The 23878-nt window shown below is 65.6% G+C and carries 18 protein-coding genes and 2 pseudogenes; 15 read left to right on the top strand and 5 right to left on the bottom strand.

Annotated elements, in window-relative coordinates; translation table 11 throughout:
- Nucleotides 1–108 precede the first annotated feature (108 nt).
- The 9 genes from ATB1_RS02855 (at nt 109) to ATB1_RS02815 (ending at nt 9367) form a co-directional block, all read left to right on the top strand.
- Nucleotides 109–1692 carry an ABC transporter substrate-binding protein gene (locus tag ATB1_RS02855; protein ID WP_241768020.1) on the top strand — a complete coding sequence of 528 codons (1584 nt, stop codon included), beginning with the start codon at nt 109–111 and terminating at the stop codon, nt 1690–1692.
- A 64-nt stretch (nt 1693–1756) separates the two neighbouring features.
- Entirely contained in the window at nt 1757–2698 is a 942-nt protein-coding gene (locus ATB1_RS02850; protein WP_241768019.1) for a carbohydrate ABC transporter permease, read from the top strand.
- Nucleotides 2699–2700: 2 nt separating this feature from the next.
- Nucleotides 2701–3534: a carbohydrate ABC transporter permease gene (locus ATB1_RS02845; RefSeq protein WP_042662165.1), complete on the top strand. Its 834-nt coding sequence runs from the start codon at nt 2701–2703 to the stop codon at nt 3532–3534.
- A 93-nt stretch (nt 3535–3627) separates the two neighbouring features.
- Nucleotides 3628–4782, top strand: a complete 1155-nt coding sequence (locus ATB1_RS02840) for an ABC transporter ATP-binding protein (protein WP_042662164.1) — start codon at nt 3628–3630, stop codon at nt 4780–4782.
- Nucleotides 4783–4876: 94 nt separating this feature from the next.
- Nucleotides 4877–5932 (top strand): 3-isopropylmalate dehydrogenase, encoded by a 1056-nt coding sequence (locus ATB1_RS02835; protein ID WP_042662163.1) that lies wholly within the window; start codon nt 4877–4879, stop codon nt 5930–5932.
- Nucleotides 5933–5939: 7 nt separating this feature from the next.
- Nucleotides 5940–7085: a hypothetical protein gene (locus ATB1_RS02830; protein ID WP_052367667.1), complete on the top strand. Its 1146-nt coding sequence runs from the start codon at nt 5940–5942 to the stop codon at nt 7083–7085.
- A gap of 34 nt (nt 7086–7119) precedes the next feature.
- Nucleotides 7120–7404 carry a hypothetical protein gene (locus tag ATB1_RS02825; RefSeq protein ID WP_042662186.1) on the top strand — a complete coding sequence of 95 codons (285 nt, stop codon included), beginning with the start codon at nt 7120–7122 and terminating at the stop codon, nt 7402–7404.
- Nucleotides 7405–7408: 4 nt separating this feature from the next.
- Entirely contained in the window at nt 7409–8482 is a 1074-nt protein-coding gene (locus ATB1_RS02820; protein WP_042662162.1) for a hypothetical protein, read from the top strand.
- Between the two features lie 108 nt (nt 8483–8590).
- Entirely contained in the window at nt 8591–9367 is a 777-nt protein-coding gene (locus ATB1_RS02815) for an HpcH/HpaI aldolase/citrate lyase family protein (protein WP_042662161.1), read from the top strand.
- A gap of 147 nt (nt 9368–9514) precedes the next feature.
- Here the strand turns inward: ATB1_RS02815 and ATB1_RS02810 are convergent, their stop codons facing one another.
- Nucleotides 9515–10417 carry a dihydrodipicolinate synthase family protein gene (locus tag ATB1_RS02810; RefSeq protein ID WP_042662160.1) on the bottom strand — a complete coding sequence of 301 codons (903 nt, stop codon included), beginning with the start codon at nt 10415–10417 and terminating at the stop codon, nt 9515–9517.
- Between the two features lie 92 nt (nt 10418–10509).
- On the opposite strand from ATB1_RS02810, the gene ATB1_RS02805 reads away from it, so the two are divergent.
- Both ATB1_RS02805 and ATB1_RS02800 read left to right on the top strand, forming a co-directional pair.
- Nucleotides 10510–10938, top strand: a complete 429-nt coding sequence (locus ATB1_RS02805) for a universal stress protein (RefSeq protein ID WP_042662159.1) — start codon at nt 10510–10512, stop codon at nt 10936–10938.
- Between the two features lie 19 nt (nt 10939–10957).
- Nucleotides 10958–12277 (top strand): DUF362 domain-containing protein, encoded by a 1320-nt coding sequence (locus ATB1_RS02800; protein WP_042662158.1) that lies wholly within the window; start codon nt 10958–10960, stop codon nt 12275–12277.
- 863 nt (nt 12278–13140) lie between these two features.
- Here ATB1_RS02800 and fdhF read toward each other — a convergent pair.
- Nucleotides 13141–16466: pseudogene (gene fdhF / locus ATB1_RS02795) on the bottom strand (formate dehydrogenase subunit alpha).
- Nucleotides 16463–17983, bottom strand: a complete 1521-nt coding sequence (locus tag ATB1_RS02790; RefSeq protein WP_042662157.1) for an NADH-ubiquinone oxidoreductase-F iron-sulfur binding region domain-containing protein — start codon at nt 17981–17983, stop codon at nt 16463–16465. Before ATB1_RS02790 ends, fdhF begins: the two are co-directional and overlap by 4 nt.
- A gap of 198 nt (nt 17984–18181) precedes the next feature.
- Between ATB1_RS02790 and ATB1_RS02785 the strand changes: the two genes are divergently transcribed.
- Nucleotides 18182–18457 carry a hypothetical protein gene (locus ATB1_RS02785; RefSeq protein ID WP_042662185.1) on the top strand — a complete coding sequence of 92 codons (276 nt, stop codon included), beginning with the start codon at nt 18182–18184 and terminating at the stop codon, nt 18455–18457.
- 108 nt (nt 18458–18565) lie between these two features.
- Here the strand turns inward: ATB1_RS02785 and ATB1_RS02780 are convergent, their stop codons facing one another.
- Nucleotides 18566–18946: a Rid family detoxifying hydrolase gene (locus ATB1_RS02780; RefSeq protein WP_042662156.1), complete on the bottom strand. Its 381-nt coding sequence runs from the start codon at nt 18944–18946 to the stop codon at nt 18566–18568.
- A 315-nt stretch (nt 18947–19261) separates the two neighbouring features.
- Between ATB1_RS02780 and ATB1_RS02775 the strand changes: the two are divergent.
- Nucleotides 19262–20418 (top strand): annotated as a pseudogene (locus ATB1_RS02775) (glutathione-independent formaldehyde dehydrogenase).
- 69 nt (nt 20419–20487) lie between these two features.
- Nucleotides 20488–20649 (top strand): hypothetical protein, encoded by a 162-nt coding sequence (locus ATB1_RS22240; RefSeq protein ID WP_167344148.1) that lies wholly within the window; start codon nt 20488–20490, stop codon nt 20647–20649.
- On the opposite strand, the gene ATB1_RS02770 is transcribed toward ATB1_RS22240, so the two are convergent.
- Nucleotides 20650–21783, bottom strand: a complete 1134-nt coding sequence (locus tag ATB1_RS02770; RefSeq protein WP_042662155.1) for a GTP-binding protein — start codon at nt 21781–21783, stop codon at nt 20650–20652.
- A gap of 270 nt (nt 21784–22053) precedes the next feature.
- Between ATB1_RS02770 and ATB1_RS02765 the strand changes: the two genes are divergently transcribed.
- The gene (locus ATB1_RS02765) at nt 22054–23808 is read left to right on the top strand and encodes an aldehyde ferredoxin oxidoreductase family protein (RefSeq protein ID WP_042662154.1); all 1755 of its coding nucleotides are present in this window, start codon (nt 22054–22056) and stop codon (nt 23806–23808) included.
- Nucleotides 23809–23878 lie beyond the last annotated feature (70 nt).

Below are 23878 nucleotides of genomic sequence, written 5' to 3'. Positions count from 1 at the left end.
GTCATAAGTGTACGGGACTGATACACAATACCATTCTCATATTGTGTATGATAAATCGCCATCAATGGAGAAACATTTAAGTCGATTGTGTATGTTGACCTTATCACAATGTCACGTAGTGGCACGGGCAGTGGTGAACGTAGTGAAGACGCCAGTACCGAGACCGACGAGCATCCATCGAGACGGCGGTTCATGCAGTCGGCGGCGGCCGCGTCGACCGTCGGGGCACTCGGTGCGCTCGCAGGTTGTACTGGTGGCGGCGGAGAAAACAACGACGACAGCGGGACCGACTCGAACACGGACTCGGGGTCCGACTCGAACACGGATTCGGGGTCCGATTCCAGCGGTTCCGAGAGCATTACCATCGACTACCTGAACGCACAGGCGGCGGAGAACTCTTCGATTAAGTCGCACTTCCAGGAGTCGTTGAGCACCTTCGAAGAACAGCAGGGCAACGTCACGGTGAAGATGCAGACGGCGTCCTACGGGGACATCCGGTCAAAACTCGCCTCGACGGTGTCGAGCGGGAATCCGCCGACGATGGCCGAGTCCGGCGGTGGTGGGCTCCAGTTCTACCTCGACGGGAAGGTGCCCGACCACTCTCCCTTCATCGAGGGGACGGACCGACTCCCCGGCGACTACACGGCCGCGAACCTCGATTCCGCGAAATACCGCGGTGAGTACTGGTCCGCGGGCGGGATGCGCCACACGAACAGTAACCTCGGAATCAACCCGAAACTGTTCAGTCAGGTCGGCGTCAGCGACCCGGCCTCGGAGCTCTCGACGTGGAGCGGGTTCCTCGACGCGGTCCGTCGAATCGACGAGCAGACTGACGCAATCGCCTACGAGGAAACCGGCGTCCCCGGCGACCTCGAATCCTACTGGGGGTACGCACGGACGGCATACACCGGCGGCACCGACCCGTGGATGCGTCAGAGCGACGACCCGGAGCACCCGACTATCGTCGTCGCCAACGAGGACCACGAAGACCAGGGCAAGACCGACGGCATGATCAAGACCTGTGTCAAGATGGCCCACGAGTTCAGCAGTTCGGAGTCCGCCCAGCGCGGCGACGAGGAGATACCGTCCCTCATGCTGACCGGCAGGGTCGCGTCGTTCAACTACGCCGTCCCGACGGCGAACCGCTGGCGCGCTATCAAAGAAGACGTCCAGTTCGGCTGGAACGGCGGCGAGGGCGACTTCATGCTCCTCCCGCACCCGAAGGTCGACGCCGAGTTCGGCAGCAACTTCGGCATCAGCGAACTGGAGGGCGTCGAAGGCGAACACGGCGGCCACATGTGGGCACTCGAACAGCAGCAGACGCTGTTCAACGCGAGCGACACGAAGCAGAACGCCGCGTGGGACCTCAACATGTTCCTCCTCGGCGACGACGAGTTCGTCCTGCCCGCGTGGGGCGAACACTACGAGTCGCTCCCCGGACTCCAGCCCAAACTGCAGAAGATTCTCGACGAGTACGAACTCGCACAGAGCACCGAGCAGGCCTACAAGAACGCCGACACCTACGGCGAGCAGTACTCGACGACGGGCGCGTCGTGGGACGTCAGAGACACCGACCCGATTCGGTGGACCGATATCAACGAGACCATAAGCGAAGCCATCGCCGGACAGCACACCATCGAGGAGACGCCGTCGCTCGTCCGCTCGCGCATCCAGGACCGCCTGGCACAGTAGACGGAGGGAGACACCTCAACAGGCCACCCAAACGGTTTTATACGCTATAAAATACAACAATATCATGTCACAAGAAACCGCACAAAACATCAGACAGAAGTATGGGCTAGAGGAGACCACGCTCATGGACCGGGTTCGGGAGAACTGGATCGGCTACCTGTTTATCGTCCCGACGTTCGTGATGTTCACGATCCTGTTTTACTACCCCATCGTCAGAGGTGTCTACCTGACGTTCACGAACACCCGGCTCGGCCAAGCCGGTAGTTTCGTCGGCCTCGAAAACTACTCGTGGCTGCTGACGAACGACCTGTTTCACTTCGCATTCGGCTGGACGCTGGCCTTCGTCTTCGGCACGACGCTCCTGCAACTGGTCATCGGCCTCATCGCGGCCCTGCTCCTGAGCGAACTCCGGAGTCGATGGCGAGACTGGACGAGCGCGATCATCATGTCCCCGTACTTCTCCGCGCCGCTCGCGGGAGGTGTCATCTGGATGTGGTTCCTGAACAGCGACTTCGGGATGCTCCCCATGATACTCTCCGACTTCCTCGGCGTTCAGGCGCCGGCGTTCCTCGCCGACGGTATCTGGCCGTACGTCTCACTCATCGTCGCCCAGTCGTGGCACGACTACGGGTACGCGGGCATCATCTACGCCGCCGCTATCGTGGGAATCCCCCGCGAGCAGTACGAGGCGGCGGCGCTGGCCGGGGCGGGGCGACTCCGGCGCTTCCGTGACGTGACGTTACCGCACCTCGTCACGCCGACGATTATCATCCTCGCGCTCCGCACCGCGTGGAACGTCGCGGAGTTCGCACAGCCGTTCGAGTTGACCGGCGGTGGCCCGGGAACCCGGACGATGTTGATGAGTATCCTCACGTACGAGACCGCGTACGTCAACCTGCAGTTCTCGCGGGCGTACACACTCGGGATGGCCATGATCCTCGTCTCCATGACCGCGGCCATCTTCTACGTGACCGTCATCAAGGACGAAGAGGAGCTGTACGTCTAACCATGATTAACGAGACTCGCCGCAGCCGATTCCTGCTGTACGCCGCCCTCGGTGTCTTCGCGGTCTTCGCGCTGACGCCGTACTTCTGGGTCGTCCGAACGTCGCTTCTGACGAACTTCGCCGCGATTAGCCCCGAGACGGGCTACCTCCCGGCGCTGGACGCGCTGACGCTCGCCGCGTACACGGACATCTGGAACCAGTTCGACTTCGTGACGTTCTTCCAGAACAGCGTTATCGTGTCCATCTCGGCGACGCTCATCTCGTTGGTGTTCTCGATTCCGGGCGCGTACGCGTTCGCACGACTGGACTTCCCCGGGCGGAAGCTCCTGTTCTACACCGCCGTGTTCACGATCATGTTCCCCTGGATCGTCATCACCATCCCGGTGTACGAGGTGTTCTACGTCTTCGGACTGATAAACACCCTGCCGGGTATCATCATCGCGCTGTCTATCTTCGTCCTGCCACAGACCATCTGGCTGTTACAGGGCTTTTTCAGACAGGGCATTCCGGAGAACATCGAAGAGGCGGCGCTCATCGACGGGCACACGGAAATCGGTGCGTTCCTGCGCATCGTCCTCCCGCTTTCGGCACCCGCGGTGGGCGCGGCCGCGCTCTTCTCGTTCCTCACGGCGTGGAACAACTTCCTGTGGGTGTTCGTCCTCACGAGCGACGAGGACGTCCGAACCGCCACCGTGGCGATTCACTTCATCCTCGGGAGCGACGTGCTCCGCGAGTGGAACATCCTCATGGCGGCCGTGGTGCTACTGGTCGCGCCACCGGTCGTCTTCTACGGCCTCTCACAGCGCTACGTCGGAGAAGGCCTCGGGGGTGCCTGAAGACCCGAGTTCCAGTGGTGGACGGAGCCCGTCTGCCACCCCGGGGACACGAATAAATAACAGACCGACAAACCAACCACACAATACGTTACCATGGCACGCGTTGAATTTGACAACATTACGAAAGTATTCGAAGACACGTCCGGCCCAATCGTCGCCGTCGAGGAGCTGTCACTCGACATCCCCGACGGCGAGTTCGTCGTCTTCGTCGGCCCCTCGGGCTGCGGGAAGTCGACGACGTTGCGAATGCTCGCCGGGCTCGAAAACATCACGGACGGGGAGATTCGCCTCAACGGCGAACCGGTAAACGACGTCTCACCCCGCGACCGCGACATCGCGATGGTGTTCCAGTCGTACGCGCTGTACCCCCACAAGACCGTTCGCGGTAACATGGGGTACGGCCTCAGCCTGAGTACCGACCTCAACAAAGAGGAGGTCGACCGGCGGGTCGTCGAGGCCGCGGAGATGATGGGTATCGAGGACCTGCTGGACAAAAAGCCCGGTAGCCTCTCGGGCGGGCAGCAACAGCGCGTCGCGACTGGCCGCGCAATCGTCCGCGAACCGGCGGTGTTCCTGTTCGACGAACCCCTCTCCAACCTCGACGCCCAACTCCGCAAACACATGCGGACGGAGCTCTCGCGCATCCACTCCGAGCTCGGCATCACGACGATATACGTCACCCACGACCAAGAAGAGGCGATGACGATGGCCGACCGCATCGTCATCCTCAACGACGGACAGCTTCAGCAGGTCGGCTCGCCGAAGGAAGTGTACTACCGCCCGGCGAACACGTTCGTCGCCGACTTCATCGGGAGTCCGAGCATGAACTTCTTCGACGTCGACCTCGAAGTCGCAAGCGACGGGACCGGAACGCTCGTCGGGAACGGCTTCAGGTACAGCGTCTCCGATTCGCTCGTCGACCTCGTCGGCGGCGAGGGCGAATACGTCCTCAGTGTCCGTCCGGAGAACCTCAACGTCGACCCGTCGGCCTCCGGCGAGAAGTCCTTCGAGGCGACCGTCGACGTCGTCGAGGTCATCGGCTCCGACAACTTCATCTACCTCGACGTCGCGGGCAAGGAGTGCCGCCTCCGCGCCCCGTCCGAAACCGAACCCGAAGAAGGGGACGTCATCACTGTGACCTTCGAGGAAGACGACCTCCACCTGTTCGACCGCAACACCGAGGAAGCGCTGATTCACGGACACGAGCGCGCTGAATCGTCGCCGAAGATAATCGAATCGGAAGCCTAACGAACCGCACCCCCCGCCCCCCGCCGCAACGGCGCCGTCGGCATTTCCGCCCCCGCGGGGGAACGCTTTTGCTCTCACTCGGCGACGTTCGTGTGTGATATACTCTATCTCGATTCTTCCGGGGGACGGTATCGGCGTCGAGGTCATCGATGCGACGCGGCCGCTCCTCGACGACGCCGCTAACGCGGGCGGATTCGACGTCGAGACGACGCGGTACGACTGGGGGAGCGAACGCTACCTCGAAGCGGGGTCGATGATGCCGGACGATGCCATCGAGACGCTCGAACCGTGCGATGCGATTCTCCTCGGTGCCGTCGGACACCCGGAGATTCCGGACCACGTGACGCTCCGCGGGATGATGCTCCCGATTCGAAAGGCGTTCGACCAGCAGGTCTGTAAGCGCCCCTCGGTGCTCTTCGACGGCGTCGAGAGCCCGCTCCGCGGATACGACGGGGGCGATATCGACTTCGTCGTCTACCGGGAGAACACCGAAGGCGAGTACGCCGACGCGGGGGGCCACGAGCATCGGGGCTATCCGCACGAAGTCGCGGTTCAGACGGCCGTCTACACCCGAAAAGGGACCGAAACGGTCGTCCGTGCGGCGTTCGAGGAGGCCCGGTCGCGCGAGGGCCGGCTGACGAACGTGACGAAGTCGAACGCGCAGGCACACGGGATGGTGTTCTGGGACCGAATCGTCGAGGAGGTCTCGTCCGAGTATCCCGACGTGACCGTCGAACGCCTGCTCGTCGACGCGGCGTCGATGGACCTCGTCCGACGGCCGGAGGAGTTCGACGTCCTCGTGGCGTCTAACCTCTTCGGCGACATTCTCACGGACATCGGAGCCATCGTCAGCGGGAGCATGGGGATGGCCCCCTCGGCGAACATCAACGTCGAGGGGCACTCCCCGTCGATGTTCGAACCGGTCCACGGGAGCGCCCCGGACATCGCGGGACGGGGAATCGCCAATCCCCTCGCGACGGTCCTCTCGGTTTCGATGCTCTTCGACCACCTCGGCGAGAGCGAGGTCGCCCGTGACATCCGGCGCGCGGTCGAGTCACAACTCGCCGACGAAACGGCACCGAGAACCCCCGACCTCGGCGGGTCTTCCACCACCGAGACGGTCGTCGAAGACATCAGGACGCGCCTCTAATCGACCGATGCACCGCCTTCGCGGGAACCGAGGTGACGACGCGAGCCAGTTCGCGGCGCGGCTGCGCCGCCTCGACGTGGAGACGTTCGCCCGACTGGTGTCCGACCTCTGGGTCGAACGCGGCCGGTCTGTCGCGCGGGATGGGGCCACCATCGCTGTCGGCGACGGGAGCACGACGCGTCACCTCGTCGTGACTCACCGGCCGCCGTCGACGGTCGCCGGCGACGTCGTCGTCACGTCCCGGCTCTCCGACGACCCGAGCGTCGTCGACGCGGCCGAGTTACTCGACGTCGTTCGGTACGCGGTCGATAGAGACCGGTCGGCCGAGATACTCGCGGACTATCTCGGCCCCTCGGCGGACCGGTTTTGCTCGCCGCGATTCGCCGCCGCCGAGGAGTCACGCGTCGTCGACCGGCTGAAGACCCCCACGAGCGGTGCAGTCGTCGCGGTCGCGGTGGTGCTCCTCTTCGCGAGCGTCGGTGTGGTCCTCACTCACACCGGTCCGACACCGGTTGTGGATTCACCTTCACCCGCCACCGCGACGGCCGACCAGCGCGAGGCGGAACTCTCGACGGCGACGGCGCGACCGAAGTCCGAAACCGACGCTCAAGGCGGTGAAAACGGAAGTGAGAACGCGCCCGCCGACGTCGAGACAGTCTCGTACTCGGTCATCGGCTGTCCCGCTCCACCGAGAAACGTTCGCCCAGCGGAACTCGCCCCGGCCGTCGTGCCGGGGGCGAGCGCCGGTGGACTCGACGGGTGGCAGCAGAGTCCGGCGACGTCCGACCCGCCGGCCGAACCGGACCGACTTCGCGACCCGACTGCGCGGCACGCGGTGACGTACGTGCCGCCGTCCGGTCACAGGCTGACGCTCGAAATCAGTCTGTGGCCGTCGCTGCGAGCCGCGCAGTCGGTCGTATCGGCGTTCGCACCGCGCAACGAGACGGTCGTACGGTGGGGTCAGTACACGCTCGTCGTCAGTGGGACCACGCCGGACGGCGACCCCCTCGCGAGGGACCGGACGACCGTCTGGTCCCGGCCGCTCCTCTCGGAGGTGCGGTCCCCGTCGGGGAGTCGGCTGGGGTACCGGTGTCTCGATTCGTTGCTCGACGAATCCGCGCCGTCGACGGCCGCGCCCCCGACCGCCCCGTGAAAGGTTTATGGTCGAAGAAACCAGACGAACGAACATGACACACGGACCGGACGCGGTTCACGCTCTCGTCGAGGAGTCGGGCTGGGAGTACCCCGTCTCAGTTCGCCGAGTGGAGCGCGAGCACGCGTTGGCGAACGTGCAGGTGGACGCGGACGGGAACTCCATCATGGTCGCGGAGTTACTCGGGAAGGCCGAGGCGGACCGATTCGAGAGTTACGATGACCTCGTCACCAAACTCGGACCGGTGTTCGAAGCCGAGAGTAAGCGGCGGAAGGTCGGGCTCTTCGGCCGCATCAAACAGACGTTCCTCGGGGGGTGACGGCATGAACAAACTCCGCGCGTTCGTCGTCGGCGGCTGTTTGACGCTCGCTGTCGCCCTCGCCTTCGTCGGACTCGGATACGGCTACGGCCCCGCTTCGAGAGGCGGGTACGTCACGGCGCTCGTCGCCGTCGTCCTCCTCCCGGTGGTTCCGCTGGTCGCCGCACACGTGAAGTTCGCGCTTCGACGGCTCGCCGAGTACCGACGAAACGGCTCCGGACTCAGTTTCGAGCGCGACTCCATCTTCGTCTCGGCGGACACCGTGAGCGACGCCGAGCAGGCGCTCACCGACATCGAAGCGGCCGTCGAAGCGGCGGACGAGTACGACGAGTGTCGCCGCGACCGGTTCGGAGAGGGTCGCGGCCTCAACGTTCGCCACACCGGATTTCACAACTCGTTCGTTCGCGTCGCCGGCGACGGCCGCCTCGTCGTGACGGGGGCGTCGCAGAACACGCACTCGCTGGCGGCGCTCGTCGAACGCGTCGCGTCGCTGACGATGGAACGGACGCGCGCACACCCCTTCTTCGCCCGCAAGCCGGTTCGAGGGGCCCCCAGAGCGTTCCTCGGGCTCTTCCTCGTCGTGGTGTTCGTCTTCGGTGCCGGCGGCGTCGTGGGTGCGGCCTACCCGGCGGACGCCTACAGCGCACCCGAGCGGGCCGTGCTCGTCGGTTACGACGCGCGCGCGGCGGCGACGCCCGGATACGACGCGACGGACGCCACGCTCGACAAGGCCGCGTTCCTCGTCGACTCGCTCGGCGAGGAGGCGGTCGAAATCGGGTGGGACCGCGACGACGCGGACAAACTCACCACCCACGGGCGACAGGCGGTCTTCCTCTCCGAGACGGTGTCGGCACAGCTCAGCGCGGCCCGCGAAGACGCGTCGGCGACGAGCGAGCGCGAACGCGTCGCCGCGCTCGAAGCCGACCTGCACGCCGCGGAGTGTCGGGTCGCCGCGCAGATAACCGACCGCGTCGAGTCGGGGAACGTCGAGGGAGACGCGAGCGCGCTCGTCGGTGCGGGCGAGTCGCTCCGCGCGAGCGCGGCGGACGCGGGGTACGCGTGTTCGACCGAGGCGTGAACCGACCGCTCGGGACCGACCTGTGACGGCGTACATACTCTCTCCCGGCGGGGATGTCTCTCCCGAGTATTGCGAAGCTATACCTTCGCCACCCCCGAGAGTAGTCACATGGTCGAACACGATGGGTTGAAACGCGCCGGACGGTCGTCGGACCAACTGATTGGCACGTGGGCCGTGATTCCCCACCCGAGCACCGCGGAGCTGCTCGCCGGCGTCGGATACGACTTCGTCGTCTTGGACGCGGAGCACACGCCGATGTCGTACGAGACGATAGCGGACATGATTCGCGCCGTCGACGCGGCACCGGGTGAGACGGAAACCCTCGTCCGGGTGCCGGACGACGCCCCCGCGACGCTGAAACGGACGCTCGACCTCGACCCGACCGGCGTCCTCGTTCCGATGGTCGAGACGCCGGAACAGGCCGCGGCGGTCGTCGACGCCAGTCGCTACCCTCCGGCGGGAACGCGGGGACTCGGTCTCGGCCGCGCGACGGGGTACGGGCGCACGCTCGGCGAGCACGTGGAGGCCGCCGAAGAGACGGTCGTGAGGTACGTTCAACTGGAGTCCGAGCTCGCGGTCGGGAACGCCGACGCCATCGCGGCGGTCGACGGAATCGACGGCGTGTTCATCGGACCGGTCGACCTCTCGATGTCGATGGGCTGTTTCGGTGAGTGGGACGACGACGACTTCCTCGAAGCGGTCGACCGCACCGTCGCGGCCGCGGCCGACGCCGGAGTGGCGGTCGGAACCCTCGCGACCGACGCCGCCCAGCGGGCGACCCGCATCGACTGGGGTGTCGACTATCTGGTCGCCGGCGTCGACGCGCTCCACCTCTCCGACGGGGCCGTCGACGCCCTGGACCACAGCACCACGCTCGGCGACTGACGCTGCGACGGCGCGCCTGTCGTTCGGTCGCACCGCACCATCTTTCCGTCCGCCTGCGACGCCGTCGGGTGGCATCCCCGTCGGATTTCGCATCGTCTACGATTCGGGTCCGAGCCCGCGGCAACCGAAGGCGGCGAGTGCGCTCCGTCAGCGATACGCGGCGACGGTCGTCTCGACGAGCGACGAAATCTCGTCGCGGGCAGCCTCGTCGACCCCGACGAGCGGGGGCCTGACCTCGTCCGTTTCGAGGACGCCGCGGGCGCGGAGGGCCGCTTTCGTCGCCGGCGCGAACCCGTGTTCGACGCACTGTTGGAACAGCGGCGCGATGTGTCGCTCGTGGATTCGGCGCGCCTCGGCGACGTCGCCGCGGTCGGCCGCGGTCGCGGCGGCGACGAACGCTTCGGGGACCACGTTCGAGAGCGCGTTGACGCCCCCGGTCGCGCCCAACACGAGTCCCGGGACGAGGTGGCTGTCGAACCCTTCGAACAGTTGGAACCTCTCGGGAGTCCGTCGGAGTAGCTCCGAGAAGTAGTTCAGATCGCCGCTCGAATCTTTCAGACCGAGGATAGCGTCGCGCCCGGAGAGTTCGACGACGGCGTCCGCGTCGAGCGACCGGCCGACACAGGCGGGGATGTTGTAGAGGTACAGCGGGAGCGCCGCATCGTCGGCGACCGCCTCGACGAACGCGACGTCGCCGGCCGGGTCGTTCGCTCCGTGGAAATACGGAAGCGTGATGAGCGCGGCGTCTGCACCGGCCTCGGCCGCGGCGTCGATTCGGTCGACAGTCGCTTTGACGCTCGTCGCGGCGGTGCCCGCCATCACCGGCGTGCCGTCGGCCCGCTCGACCGTCGTCGAGAGAACCGCGCGGAACTCGGCGTCGTCGAGACTCGCGAACTCACCCGTCGTTCCACAGGGGACGAGTCCATCGACGCCGGCGTCGACGACGTGGCCGACGAGTGTTTCGAGCGCCTCGTGGTCGACCGCGCCACCGTCGAACGGCGTGACGAGCGGGCAGTGTACACCAGCGAACCGTCGTGCTACGTCTGTCATCGTCTCGTACTCCCGCCGATGCCAGTTATATGTTCTCACGACTCGGAGCGAGGCGTCAAGATTTATGTATACATGTGAAAACATGGCACACGATGACGATACTGGCAGCAGTCGATGGAGAGCAGAAACCGGACCGCGTCGTGACGATCGGCGAAGACCTCGCGGACGCGTTCGACGACCAACTCGTCGTCGTCAACGTTCTCAACCAGAGAGAGTTCGAGGAGAGAGACGACGTCCACCAGACGGGGTACACGGTCGAAGACGGTCAGAACGACGCCGAATCGGTGGCGCGCTCCGTCGTCAAAGCGACCACTGACCGGCCGGGACAGGTCCAGACGCGCGGCCTCGTCGGCGAGGTTGTCGACGAACTGCTGGGCGAGACGGAGCGACTCGACGCGTCGTACCTCGTCATCGGCGGGCGAAAGCGTACGGCGGTCGGGAAGGCGCTGTTCGGAAGTACGACGCAGTCGGTCCTCCTGAGCGCGGACGTCCCCGTCGTCGCGGTCATGGACGAAAAGTGAACACGGGACTCAGACACAGATGGTTACACTCGACCTCCCCAGCCGAGAGCGACTCGAAGCGGTAAACGACGCCTCGGTAGACGACCTTCCGGCCTTCGCGACCGTCCGCTCGGTTTCGGACCCCCCGGAGGTAGACGACGTCCGAGCGAGCGCCGTCGAGGCGCTCGACGACATACCGGCGTTCGAGACGCTTCCGTCGGGGTCGTCGGTGGCGATTACGGCCGGAAGTCGCGGAATTCACGACATGCCGGCCGTCCTCGCGGCGGTGGTCGAGGAACTCCAAAACCGGAACTTCGACCCGTTTATCATGCCCGCGATGGGGAGCCACGGCGGCGCGACCGCGGACGGACAGGTCCAGACGTTGGCCTCGCTCGGCGTCACCGAGGCGTCGATGGGCTGTGAAATCCGCTCGTCGATGGCCGTCGAGCGAGTCGCCGAAGACCCGAACGGCGAGCCGATATACGCGGCGAGAGACGCGCTCGAAGCCGATGCAATCCTCCTCGCGAACCGCGTGAAACTCCACACCGACTACCGCGGTCCGATCGAATCCGGGCTCTGTAAGATGGCCGTCGTCGGCCTCGGGAAGCACCGCGGAGCCGAGAACATGCACAACGCCGCAATCGCTCGCGGGTTCGACGAGGTCATCCCCGAGCGCGCGGAGATACTGCTCGCCGAGACCGATATCGTCGGCGGTATCGCCGTCGTCGAGAACGACCACGAGCGCGCCGCCTTCATCGAGGGCGTCCCCGCCGAGGGGCTTCCCGAACGGGAGTCTGAACTGCTCGAACGGTCGAAAGAGCTGTTCCCGTCGCTCCCCGTCGACCAGTTGGACTTCCTGATGGTCGACGAACTGGGAAAGAACATCAGCGGGACGGGGATGGACACGAACGTCGTCGGCCGGGTCTGGTTCCACAACCAACCCGAAGTGAACTCGCCGGAGATAACGCGCATCTACGTCCGTTCGGTCACGGCGGAGTCGCACGGCAACGCAATCGGCATCGGCCTCGCCGACTACGTCAACCGAAGTCTCGTCGAAGCGGTCAATTTCGAAGATATGTACGTCAACATCACCACGAGCGGCGAACCCGAACGCTCGAAGATTCCGTTCGTCGTCCCCTGTGATGCGACGGCGTTCGTTCTCGCGGCTTCGATGACCGGCGTTCCCGACCTGAGTGAGATGCGCATCGGCCGCATCACCAACACGCTCGAACCGGGGACGATGCTGGCTTCCGAACCCGTGCTCGAAGACTTAGCGGGACGAGACGACGTCGAAATCGGCGAACGTCGACGCCTCGAATTCGATGCCGACGGCACGCTCGTCTCTGCCATCGAGGAGTAGTCACGGCGCGGACCGGACCGAGCGAATGGCGGTCGGACCGACTCGGTCGCACGCCGCTTCGAACTATCTCACGAATTATCAGTTTTCACAAATACGTTATATTCTATCACGAGTGGTTAGAATCTCCGTAATCGCGTTCGCCCGTCGAGCGTAGGTCCGGTTCGCTATTCGAATGAACTGTGCAGGTAATCTAAAATACTACTGCGTCCGATTGTGTCCTTTTGCCCCGCGGCACTGGGAACGACCGACTGGAATCCGCGGGTCTGAAACCGAGTGTCGACGAAGATTCGAACTGAACCGCCGGCTCCGCCGTTTATCAGACACGAGCTTGAATCCCGGACTGTGGCTAATTCGGAGGTCTACTCGTCTCCGGACAATGTCGTCTCTCACATCTCTCGTACAGACGCGAGTCGTGGGGACCGGTCCAACCCCCGAACAGCGCAACGTCGAGAGTCACGGTTCTCCCGCGCTATAGTGTATTGAAACCGCATTTCCAACAGACGTTGAATCTGACGGCAGATTCGTCGGCTACGAATCCCTCCGAGTCGAATACGGCGTCTGCGGTGCTTTTGACGTTCAAGACGAGGTGTGTGACTAAACTATCCGTAGTAACTGTGCGGAGTCGGTGGACACCCCCACGCCGGCCCGCTCGAATACATATGCGAACTAGTATTTTCTCGAATAGTTAATCTGACGTACTAGACGCGGTAATCCGGACCAGTCAGCATTCGCCTCGGTCCCCATAGAGCCACCCGCAGTTCTCGTCGCTGTGCCCCGACGCGTCGGGTCAGTTGCAACGCCCAGTTACAACCGCGCTGTCTGACTCGCGCAGAAGGCGGGGACGAACCGACCGTTCGCGGCACTCAGTCGTCGCCGCGTGCGGCGCTGCCAGCGCCCGCGTCCGGAGTCCGCAGCACGTCCGGGTCGGCGTCCGGTCCGAGCGGTTCGACGCGCACGCTCGACACCTTGTACTCCGGAATGCCGGCCTGCGGGTCGAACGTCTCCTGCGTGAGTTTGTTGACCGCGCCGGCCGCGAAATGCATCGGGATGAACAGCGTCCCGTCGCCGACGCGGTCGGTCACCGTCGCCTTGACGACGATGTCGCCGCGGCGGGACTCGACCTTGACGTACTCGCCGTCTGAAACGCCGAGTTCCGCGGCCGTCGTCGGGTTAATCTCGATGAAACTCTCGCCGACGTGGCTCATGAGACCCTCGACGCGCCGGGTTATCTGTCCGGTGTGCCAGTGTAGAGGACCCGCCCGGACGTGAGCGTGAGGGGGTACTCCTCGTCGGGGAGTTCGCCGGGGTGGCCGCCGTCCGCCGGCACGAAGCGGGCGAGTCCGTCGTCGAAGTTGAAGTTCCCCTCCTCGTAGTCGTAGAGGTACGGCGTGCCGGGGTGGTCGTCGTCCCAGCACGGCCACTGGAGTCCGTGCTCGTCGCCCGATTCGAGACGCTCGTAACTGACGCCCCCATAGATGGGAACTAGGTCGCTGATCTCATCCATGACCTCTCGCGGGTGGTCGTAGCCCCACTCGTAGCCCAGTCTGGCCGCCAGTTCCTGCGTAATCTCCCAGTCCTGACGCGCCTTTCCGGGCGGTTCCGCGGACGCTCGAACCCGCTGGACACGACGCTCGGTGTTGGTGAAGGTACCGTGTTTCTCCGGCGAAGTCGCCGCCGGCAGCACCACGTCGGCGTGCTCCGCGGTCTCCGTCATAAAGATGTCCTGTACGACGAGGAAGTCCAAGCTATCGAGCGCCTCGCCGGCGTGCTGGATGTCGGGTTCCGAGAGCGCGGGGTTCTCCCCGACGATGTACATCCCGCGGAGATTGCCCTCGTGGGCTTCGGCGAGCATCTCCGGCACTTTGAGACCGGGTTCCGCCGGTGGACGCTCGCCCCACTCCTCGGCGAACTTCTCGCCGACCTCGTCGTCGGCCGGGTCCTGGTATCCGGGGAGACTGCCGGGCAGAGTCCCCATGTCGCCGCCGCCGCCCTGCACGTTGTTCTGGCCCCGGAAGGGCGACAGTCCGGCACCCGGTTTCCCGACCTGCCCGAGCGTGAGCGCGAGGTCGGCCATCGCGAGGAGGTTCTCCGTGCCGTGGCTGGATTGGGTCATGCCCATCGCCCAGCCGAAGACAACGTTCTCGGCGTCCGCGAGCGTCTCGGCGGCCGACTTCAGTTCGTCGGGCGAGACGCCGGCCAGTTCCTCGACTCGATCGGGCGTGAACGCCTGAACCTTCCGTTTGACGTCTTCGAATCCTTTCGTATTCCGTTCGATGAACGCCTCGTCGTGCAGGTCGTGTTCGATGAGGTATCGGATGAGGCCGTTGAGCCACGCCACGTCGTAGCCGGGCGTCGTTCTCGTGTACTGGTCTGCGTGTTCGGCGATGCCGATTTTCCGGGGGTCGAACACCACGAGGTCGGCCCCGTCGCGGACGTTCTGCTTGATGCGGGTCGCCAACACCGGATGCGACTCGGTCGTGTTCGACCCGCTTATGAGGTAGGCGTCGGCCTCGCCGATGTCCTCGTTGATGCGGTTCGTCATCGCGCCGTAGCCGAGCGTCTGTTGGAGCGCCGCCACCGTCGACGAGTGGCAGAGCCGGGCGCAGTTGTCGATGTTCTTCGTGCCGAGCACCTGCCGCGCGAACTTCTGGACGAGGTACGCCTCCTCGTTGCTCCCTTTCGACGATGCGAGGCAACTGACCGCGTCGACGCCGTGTTCGTCCTGAATCTCGCGGAGTTCGCCGGCGACGTAGTCGAGCGCCTCGTCCCACGACGCCGCCTCGAACTCGCCGTCGTCGTTTCGAATCAGCGGTCTCGTGAGCCGGTTTTCGCTGTTGGCGAACTCGTGTCCGAACTTCCCTTTCACGCACGTCGAGAAGTTGTTGGCCGGTGCGTTGTCCGGGTCGTCGACGGGCTGGACGCCGAGGGCGTTCCCGTCTTTGCCCCACATCTCGAACCGACAGCCGACCGCGCAGAACCCGCAGGTCGTCTCCGCTTTGTCGACCTTGCCCAGTCGGTAGTCGCTGACGAGCGACGCGACGTCGAACAGCCGGCCCTCGGAGAGGGTCCGCGCCGCAAGGTTCTCGGCGGTGTGTTCGCCCGCGAGCATGGCCTTCCGACCGTACTCCCCGAGGAAGTCGGACGCTCGGCGTTTGCTCTGGGCCATGTATCGGGCGACGCCGCTCCGTCCCTCCTGTCCCGCCTCGGCTTCGCCACCGGCGGTCCCCGCGCTACCGGGGGCGGGCGAGCGGTTCGGTGCCGTCGTGTCGTCGATGGTCTCCGCCTCCTCGTGTTCGATGACGTTCCCGACGGAGTTCCGCTGCGTGAACCCCGGGAGCGGGAGCGTCCCCGCGCCACCGATGTCCTTCTCGGTCAGGGCTCCGGTCGGACAGACCGTGGCGCAGTGACCGCAGGAGACGCAGTCTGAATCCCCCATCGTCTCGGCGTCGGACTGGAAACCGATGCGGGTGTCCGCACCGGACCCCTCGATACGGAGCACGCCTTCGACCTGAACGTCGTTACAGCCCTCGACGCACCGGTTACAGAGGATGCACTTGTTGCGGTCGATTTGGATGAACGAGGAGCTGTCGTCGAGCGGTTCGTACTCGCTTCGCTCGTCGAACACGCCGTAGCGCGGATGGTCGACCCCCTCGCTGATGGCCGTCTCCTGGAGCTCGCACCGGCCGTTCCCGTTACAGGTCGTACAGCGCAGATTGTGGTTGGAGAGGACGAGGTCGAGGTTGACGCTCCGGCACTCCTCGGCGGCCGACGTATCGGTCTCGACCGTCAGCCCGTCCGTCGCCGGGAACGAACAGGAGGGGACGACCCCGTGTTCGTCCGTCTCGACCATGCAGGTTCGACACTCGCTCCGAGGGCCGATTTCGTCACTCGCGTCGCCGTCGCGGTCGTAATAACAGAGCGCCGGAACGTCGGCGTCCCCGTCGAGGCTGTCGGAGCCGGGGTCCACGCTCACGACCTCGTCGTCGACGGCCTGCATGGCGTCGATGACGGTCGACCCCGGCGGGACGGTGACCGGGGTCCCGTTGACGGTGACCGTCGTCGGGCTCTCTCCGCCGGTTCCGACGGGCGGGTCGTTCGCGGTCCCGGTCTCGAACTCAGCCGTGACCGACGTCTCGTGCTGTGGGTCGTCTATCTCCGGAACGCCCGGAAGTGGGTCGTCAGTACTCATAGTTTGTCAGTACAGGTTCCGCTGGGACAGCGGCCGTCGGCGTGTGCTTCGAAACTCGATTCGAACTCGTCCATCGCGGTCAGCACCGGTCGCGGCGCACGAGCCCCGATTCGGCAGTTGCTCGACCGGGCCATGACCCGCCCGAGTTCGCGTATCTTCTCCCGGTCGTACGAGCCTCGGTAGACCGCTCGCACCAGTTCGGTGAGTTGGACGGTTCCCTCCCGACCCGGCATGCACCGCCCGCTGTTGGCTTCCGAGGCGAAGTTCGCTCGTTGACCGGCGGTGGCGACCGGACACCGCTCGTCGTTCAACAGTTCGACGACGCCGTCCGTGCCGAGGCCGGCCGCGGCCAGTTCGTCCGCGGTCGGTGTGATATCCAACGTCCGGGTGACGCCGCCGAACACCCCGCCGACGCAGGCCATCTTGAACGAGCCCTCCAGTTCGACGGCGTTCCGAACCGCCGAGAGGCGGGCGTCCGACCCGACCTCTATCGTCGCGGGCGCGGCCACGTCCCCGGTGACAGTCAACAGTCGCGTCGCCGAGGCGGACCCGTCCTCATCGGTACTCTCGGAACCCGAGAGTGCGTGGTGTACCTGTGCGAACGTCCGCGGCGAATGGATGACCGTGGGGCGACCGAAGAGTCCGTACTCGGCCGGCGACGGTGGCTGGAGACGGGGTTCGATTCGGTCCGCACCCTCAATCGCTTCCAGCGCCGCCGTCGGTGCGCCGGCGCGGTACTCGTCCGGCCCCATGGCGACTCTCGGAACGACCGGTAGTTCGTCCGCGGCGGCGTCGACGGCCCGCCGGAGATGTTCTCGGAGTTCGGTGTCGGTCTCCGCGAGATAGATGACCGCGTCGGTCGTCCCGAGGTACTCGGCGACGGCCGCCACGCCGTCGAGCACCGACATCGGCGACCCGGCGAGGAGCGTTTCGTCCGCCCACTGCCTGTCGTCCGCGTCGTTCGCGTTCACGACGACCACCGGGTCGCCGTCTGTCTCTCGCGCGCGCCGCCACGCTTCGGCGACCGGGTCGTCAGCGCTGGCGTCGCCCCTTCCTCGACCGACGAGGCCGGCGTCCGCGATAGCACCCGCGTCTTTGTCGAGCGACTGGAACCGACACCCCTCCGGGTCCAGCGGGTCGACCCACCCGCAGGGACCGAGGACGCGCCGCCGACCTACCGCGAGCGGCCCGTTCGTCGGCACCGGTAGCGTCGTCGTCTCGGCGTCGTGCTCGACGACCGCCGCGGCACCGTCCGTCGGTAACGCCCCATCTTCCACGTCGGCGACGATTTCCCGGGCTCTCGGTGCGTCCGGAGCCGGGAAGAACGCGGTCCGCCCCGCTCTGGTCGCCAGAACCAGCGGGTCGTACTCGCTGATTCCGGTCGGTCCCGTTCGCAGGACCGGGACGGAGTCGGCGGCGGCGCGCGCGCTGCTCAAGACACGCTCCCCGCGCTCCGTTCGCCCGGGTCCCGAAACCCGGACGGTCGGCGACGGGGTCGCCTTGCCTGTGCGATTCATTCTCACGGTTAAAAAGACGCGGTGGGGTTAAAAAATCATCCCAATCCGGTCCCGTTGGCGCGCGGCTTCGAGGCGTTCAATCCCCCGGACTCGAAGCCGGTCCCACCGCGATTGGCACGAAGTCGCCGCGGCGGATGGCGCTCCCAGACGGCAGCGACCGGAGCAAAGAGCTAATGCGGCGACGCGTTGTTCCCCGAGGTGATGACGAACCCACGGTTCGACGACGTCCGAGAGACCGCGGCCGACGCGACCCGCGAAGACGACGTCCTGTCTGTGTACACCGGACTCGTCCACGACGACGGTCGACGCGAGTACTACTTCGCCAACGACACCGAAGAGGCATCGGAGCTACGCGAGACGGCGGCCGTCCAACTCGGGATGATGGTTCGGGTCCTCGCGGACCGCTCCGAGAGCGACGTCGAGGAGATCACCGACCTCGCGGCCGAGCGGGCGGAGAACATGCGATTGGAGTAACCGCGGTCTCCGACACCGGCCGCTCGAACGCGAGTTCTCGTCGGTGAGTGTCGTCTCAAAAATCCTCACGCGGGTCGGGCCCAGATGCGTCCGCTCGGGTCCGCGAACCTATTCGGTCGCCGCTATCGCTTCGATTTCTATCGCCGCCCCTTTCGGCACGTTCCCGACCTCGACCGCGCTACGCGCCGGCGGTTCCTCGTCGAAGAACTCGCTGTACACCTCGTTGAACTCCTCGAAGTCGTCGATGTCGTCGAGGAAGACGGTCGTTTTGAGCACGTCGTCGAGGGAGCCGCCCTCCGAGACGAGAATCGCTTCCACGTTTTCGAGACACCGCTTCGTCTGGTCGCCGACAGAGGCGTCGTCGAGTAGCTCCCCGTCGGGCGTGAGCGGCAGTTGGCCCGCAGTGAGGACGAGGTCGCCGTTCGTCGTCGCCTGACTGTACGCGCCAACGGCCGCCGGTGCGTCCGAAGTGCTAATCGTGCGCTTCATAGCCGGCCGTTTCGAACAGGCCGTATTAAATCCACGTCCGGGACGAACCGGTCTCACGATATGTGTGCCATCTGCCATTCCGTGGCGTCACTCGGCTTGCACGTCGGCACTCCTCGTCTCGAACTTCGGAGCCTCGCGGGTGTCTCGGCCCTGCCGACACCCACGCAGAAAACACGAATGGTAACGAACGTGACACGATGAAGCACCCACCAACGATATTTAAGCGTTGAAGTGCCGAGAGCCGTGAAAGACATTCGCACCCGAGCTATAAATGGCATCCGTCCGCAGAGACCGAGCGGAGCCCGAACAATGTCAATGGACGCAGTCGTCTACAAAGGCGAACGAGAGGTCGCAGTCGAAGCGGTCGAAGAGCCGCAGATTGAACATCCGAACGACGTCGTTATCGACATCACGACGACCTGCATCTGCGGGTCCGACCTGCACATGTACGAGGGTCGGACGGCGGCGGAACCGGGAATCGTGTTCGGCCACGAGAACATGGGTATCGTCGAGGAGGTCGGCGAGGCCGTCAGCGGCCTCGAAGTCGGCGACCGCGTCGTCGCGCCGTTCAACGTCGCCTGCGGCTTCTGCGAGAACTGTGAGAACGGCTACACCGGCTTCTGTACCAACGTCAATCCGGGATTCGCCGGGGGAGCGTACGGCTACGTCGCCATGGGGCCGTATCAGGGGGGTCAGGCCGAGAAGCTCCGCATTCCGTACGCCGATTTCAACGCGCTCAAACTGCCGGACGGACGGGAGCACGAGGACTCGTTCTCGCTCCTCGCGGACATCTTCCCGACGGCTGGCACGGCACGGAACTCGCCAATCTCGAATCCGGTGACTCCGTCGCTATCTACGGGGCCGGTCCGGTCGGCCTGATGGCCGCCTACAGCGCCAAGCTCAAGGGCGCGGCCGAGATTTACGTCGTCGACCGCGTCCCCAGTCGCCTCGCGCTCGCCGAGGAACACTGCGACGCCACGCCCATCAACTTCGAGGAGGGCGACCCCGTCGAACAGATCAAAGAGATTCACGGCGGCGGCGTCGACAAGGGCGTCGACGCGGTGGGCTATCAGGCCATCGACCCCGACAAGGAAGCCGACAGCGCGTACGACCCCGCCCGGGAGAACCCGGCCGTCGTCATCAACAACCTCATTCGGACGGTCCGTCCGACCGGCGAACTCGGTATCCCGGGTCTCTACGTCCCCGACGACCCCGGCGCTCCCGACGAGATGGCCGCGCAGGGACGTCTCGGCATCGACTTCGGTCTCCTGTTCGAGAAAGGGCAGGCGCTCGGCACCGGCCAGTGTAACGTCAAGGAGTACAACCGAAAGCTCCGAGACATGATAATCGAGGGCCGAGCCGACCCGAGTTGGGTCGTTTCCCACCGCGTCGACCTCGAAGACGCGCCCGAGATGTACGAGAAGTTCGACAACCGCGAGGAGGGCGTCACGAAGGTTCTGCTGGAACCCTAACGGTAACCGTCGCTTCCCCCTCTGATTTTCACCGGTACTCCTTTGACGGTCACCCCGGTAGTTCGGTCTATGTGCCAGTACTGTAGCTACCGGTACCACGACGGCTGGACCCAGCTGTTGGAGTACGACGAGGTTTACCAGACGGCGGTCGGCGGTGAGTCGGAGTCGACCTACGGCTTCCACGAGTCGTGGGACGAACTCCGAGACGAGGTCGACCTCGGCGCGGCCTAATCAGGCGGACTCCCGGGGGAACGGGTCGTCGGGATACGACGCCGCCCGCTCGTCCGTCGTCGCCAGACACTCGTCGAGTTCTCCGCTCAGTGCCGCCTCGTCGAGGTCGCGGCCGATGAACACGAGTCGCGTTTCGGGGTCATCGTCTCCCCACTGACCGATGGGGCCGGCCTGTACCGACGGCCCCGCCTGACTCACGCCGAGCACCGTCTCGGGACGACTCGCGACCCACGCGAACCCCTTCGCGCGGACGACGTTCCCCCGCCAGTCGTCGAGCCAGTCATCGAGTCGGTGCGGATGGAACGGGCGGTCCCGCCGGTAGACGAAGGACTCGACGCCGTGGGCCGTCGCCGCCGAGACGTCCTCGTCGTGGGCGCGTCCGCTGTCGCGGCCGTGGTCGTGGTTGCCGTTCGCCTCGCCATCGTCGCCCGTGAGCGCGCGTTTCCAGCCTTGGTGGTGTTTCGCAGCGTCGAAATCGAACCGTCCCGTATCGAGAACTCGCCCCGACTCGACTTCGCTGTGTGTCGTCCGGTGGATGGTCGCACGGGGCTGGAGTTCTCGAATCTCGGCTTCGACGGCGTCCAGCGCGTCGTCGGGGACCATGTCGCACTTGTTCAGCAACAGCACGTCACAGAACTCGACCTGCTCGACGAGAACCTCCGTCAACGGACGCTCCGGGTCGGGGGCGGCGTCCGGGAGCGATTCCGCCGGGTCGAACGCCTTCCAAAACCCGTAGGCGTCGATGACCGAGACCGTGGTGTCCAACCGGAACTGCTCCGGCAGACCTCCCTCCTCCGACTCGCGCGTCAGCACCCGCGCAATCGGGAGCGGTTCGCTGATTCCGGAGGCCTCGATGAGAAGGTAGTCGAACGAACGCATTTCGGCCAACCGCGTCACTTCGGTCACGAGGTCGTCCCGCAATCGGCAGCAGATACAGCCGTTCGAGAGGTCGATTAGCCCGTCGTCCGCCTCGGAGGCGACTAACTCGGCGTCGACGTTCAGTTCGCCCATGTCGTTGACGACGACGGCTATCTCCCTCCCGCCGGGGTCGTTCAGGAGTCGATTGACCAACGTCGTTTTGCCCGCGCCGAGGGGCCCGCTGATGACCGTAATCGGAGTTTCAGCCGTGGACATGTCGATGCTGTGTGTCGACTCGCGGGTGGCTGTAATCAATGCTGGGTCGCCTCGCTCGACCCGAGTGTAGAACCCCTCACACCGGACCTCCGTTCGAAAACTCATCTTCTTCCATTACTGATAGGTCGGGTTTCGCGGCCGTTCGCGTCGGCCGACTTCCGCGAATCGAACTCTCGGCGTTGTTGGACACGTTCGCGCCACCGAACTCGCTCGCCCGCTGTGGCACGACGGCATCATCTTTTTTGGTCGCCGGTCCTGACGGATGATCTGATGGTCCCCCCCGTCCCCGACCGACTCCTCGCGGTCGACCTGTCTTCCGGTTCGGTCGAGAGTACGCCGATTCCTGATGAGTGGCGACGGCGGTACGTCGGCGGAAAAGGGCTGGGTGCCCGCTATCTCTACGACGAACTCGACGCCGGCGTGGACCCGCTGGGTGACGAAAACGCGCTTCTGTTCATGCTCGGCCCGCTGTCGGGGTATCTCCCGGGCGAGTCGAGATACGCCGCTATCACGAAATCCCCGCTCACGGGCTGTTTTCTCGATTCCTATGCGGGCGGCGAGTTCCCCGACTCGCTGGCCGGCGCGCTCGGGCCGCATATGGGTCTGCTCGTGACGGGTGTCGCGTCCGACCCCGTCACCCTCGTCATCGAAGGCGGGGACGCCACGATTGCTCCTGCCGAGACGTGGGGGGCCGACACGGTCGAAACGGCGCGAGCGTTCCCCGACGCGTCGGTCGCGTGCATCGGCCCGGCGGGAGAACACCATATCGCCTACGCCACTATCGCCTCGGACGAAGGCGAGCACCACGCTGGTCGAGGGGGCGCGGGAGCGGTCATGGGTTCGAAGCGACTGAAGGCGGTCGTCGCGCGGGGAGAGCCACCCGAGGGGTTCGACGACCTTCGGGAGGCCTACGCCGCGAAGTACCGGGAGAGTTCCACCGGACGCTGGCTCCGGGCGAGTGGAACCGTCGAGACCATCGATTTCGCGAACGAAATCGGCGCGCTCTCGACGCGAGGCTGGCGCGATGGACACCTCGAACAGACGGACGAACTGGGAATCACTGCGGTCGAAGACAGCGCCGTCGGTCGCGAGTACGCCGACACGGAGGCACCGGGGGGATTTCGCGTACCGACGGACGAGGGCGACCACGTGCCGCGGGGCGCCACCGCGATGACGCTCGGGGCCGGACTCGACATCCACGACTTCGACGCCGTCGCCGAGTTGGGACAGACCTGTGACCGGCTCGGGATGGACCTCATCAGCGCCGGCAGCGCGGTCGCGTGGACCATCAACGCCGACGCCGCCGGCGTCCTCGACCGTCCACTGTCGTTCGGTGACGCCGACGGAGCGCGCGCCCTCTTACGGGAGGTTGCGAACCGTGCGACGGACCTCGGCGACGCGCTCGCGGACGGGGTCGATGCCGCGGCGTCGCGGTACGGCGGGAGAGAGCTCGTCCCCACGGTCAAGTCGATGGAGCTACCGGCCTACGACCCGCGCGGCGCGCAGAGCATGGCGCTGGCGTACGCGACCAGCGACCGCGGGGCCTGCCATCGACGGGCGCGACCCATCGAACGCGAGGCGTTCGACGGAGAGTGGGGAGCCGACCGGACCGCGGAGGCGGTCGTTCGCGAGCAGGACCGGCGGTCGGTACTCTGGAGTCTCATCGCCGACGACTTTTTCGGCGACGCGCTCGACGACCTCGGACGAGCGTGGCTCGAATCGGTCGGTCTCGAACCCGCCGGGGAACTCGCCACGGTCGGTGAACGGATTTGGAACGTGACGCGCCTGTTCAACGTCCGTGAGGGAATCTCGCGCGCTGACGACGCATTGCCGGCCACGCTCCAAGAGCCGCTTGAGAGGGGCCCGCGCGCCGGTGCAGTCGTCGACCGCGACGACTTCGACTCGATGCTCGACGCGTACTACAGCCGCCGCGGCTGGACCGCCGATGGCGTGCCGACGGCACAGACCATCGACCGCCTCGACCTCACCGAACTCGCCGCCGACCTGCACGCGCTCCGCGATTGAACACCGCCCGAACGCCCGGTCGGCGACCGATACGGGCGAACCAACTGTCCGCGGGTCCTCGACCGCCCAC

Source organism: Haloferax sp. ATB1 (assembly GCF_000730175.1).
The sequence above is the reverse complement of the archived record's forward strand: the minus strand, read 5'-3'. Positions and strand labels throughout refer to the sequence as shown.

What these genes read in the sequence shown, in the direction of transcription:
- ATB1_RS02855 (WP_241768020.1), top strand. Translation starts at nt 109, where the DNA reads ATGTCACGTAGTGGCACGGGCAGTGGTGAACGTAGTGAAGACGCCAGT.
- ATB1_RS02850 (WP_241768019.1), top strand. Translation starts at nt 1,757, where the DNA reads ATGTCACAAGAAACCGCACAAAACATCAGACAGAAGTATGGGCTAGAG.
- ATB1_RS02845 (WP_042662165.1), top strand. Translation starts at nt 2,701, where the DNA reads ATGATTAACGAGACTCGCCGCAGCCGATTCCTGCTGTACGCCGCCCTC.
- ATB1_RS02840 (WP_042662164.1), top strand. Translation starts at nt 3,628, where the DNA reads ATGGCACGCGTTGAATTTGACAACATTACGAAAGTATTCGAAGACACG.
- ATB1_RS02830 (WP_052367667.1), top strand. Translation starts at nt 5,940, where the DNA reads ATGCACCGCCTTCGCGGGAACCGAGGTGACGACGCGAGCCAGTTCGCG.
- ATB1_RS02825 (WP_042662186.1), top strand. Translation starts at nt 7,120, where the DNA reads ATGACACACGGACCGGACGCGGTTCACGCTCTCGTCGAGGAGTCGGGC.
- ATB1_RS02820 (WP_042662162.1), top strand. Translation starts at nt 7,409, where the DNA reads ATGAACAAACTCCGCGCGTTCGTCGTCGGCGGCTGTTTGACGCTCGCT.
- ATB1_RS02815 (WP_042662161.1), top strand. Translation starts at nt 8,591, where the DNA reads ATGGTCGAACACGATGGGTTGAAACGCGCCGGACGGTCGTCGGACCAA.
- ATB1_RS02810 (WP_042662160.1), bottom strand. Translation starts at nt 10,417, where the DNA reads ATGACAGACGTAGCACGACGGTTCGCTGGTGTACACTGCCCGCTCGTC.
- ATB1_RS02805 (WP_042662159.1), top strand. Translation starts at nt 10,510, where the DNA reads ATGACGATACTGGCAGCAGTCGATGGAGAGCAGAAACCGGACCGCGTC.
- ATB1_RS02800 (WP_042662158.1), top strand. Translation starts at nt 10,958, where the DNA reads ATGGTTACACTCGACCTCCCCAGCCGAGAGCGACTCGAAGCGGTAAAC.
- ATB1_RS02790 (WP_042662157.1), bottom strand. Translation starts at nt 17,983, where the DNA reads ATGAATCGCACAGGCAAGGCGACCCCGTCGCCGACCGTCCGGGTTTCG.
- ATB1_RS02780 (WP_042662156.1), bottom strand. Translation starts at nt 18,946, where the DNA reads ATGAAGCGCACGATTAGCACTTCGGACGCACCGGCGGCCGTTGGCGCG.
- ATB1_RS22240 (WP_167344148.1), top strand. Translation starts at nt 20,488, where the DNA reads ATGTGCCAGTACTGTAGCTACCGGTACCACGACGGCTGGACCCAGCTG.
- ATB1_RS02770 (WP_042662155.1), bottom strand. Translation starts at nt 21,783, where the DNA reads ATGTCCACGGCTGAAACTCCGATTACGGTCATCAGCGGGCCCCTCGGC.
- ATB1_RS02765 (WP_042662154.1), top strand. Translation starts at nt 22,054, where the DNA reads ATGGTCCCCCCCGTCCCCGACCGACTCCTCGCGGTCGACCTGTCTTCC.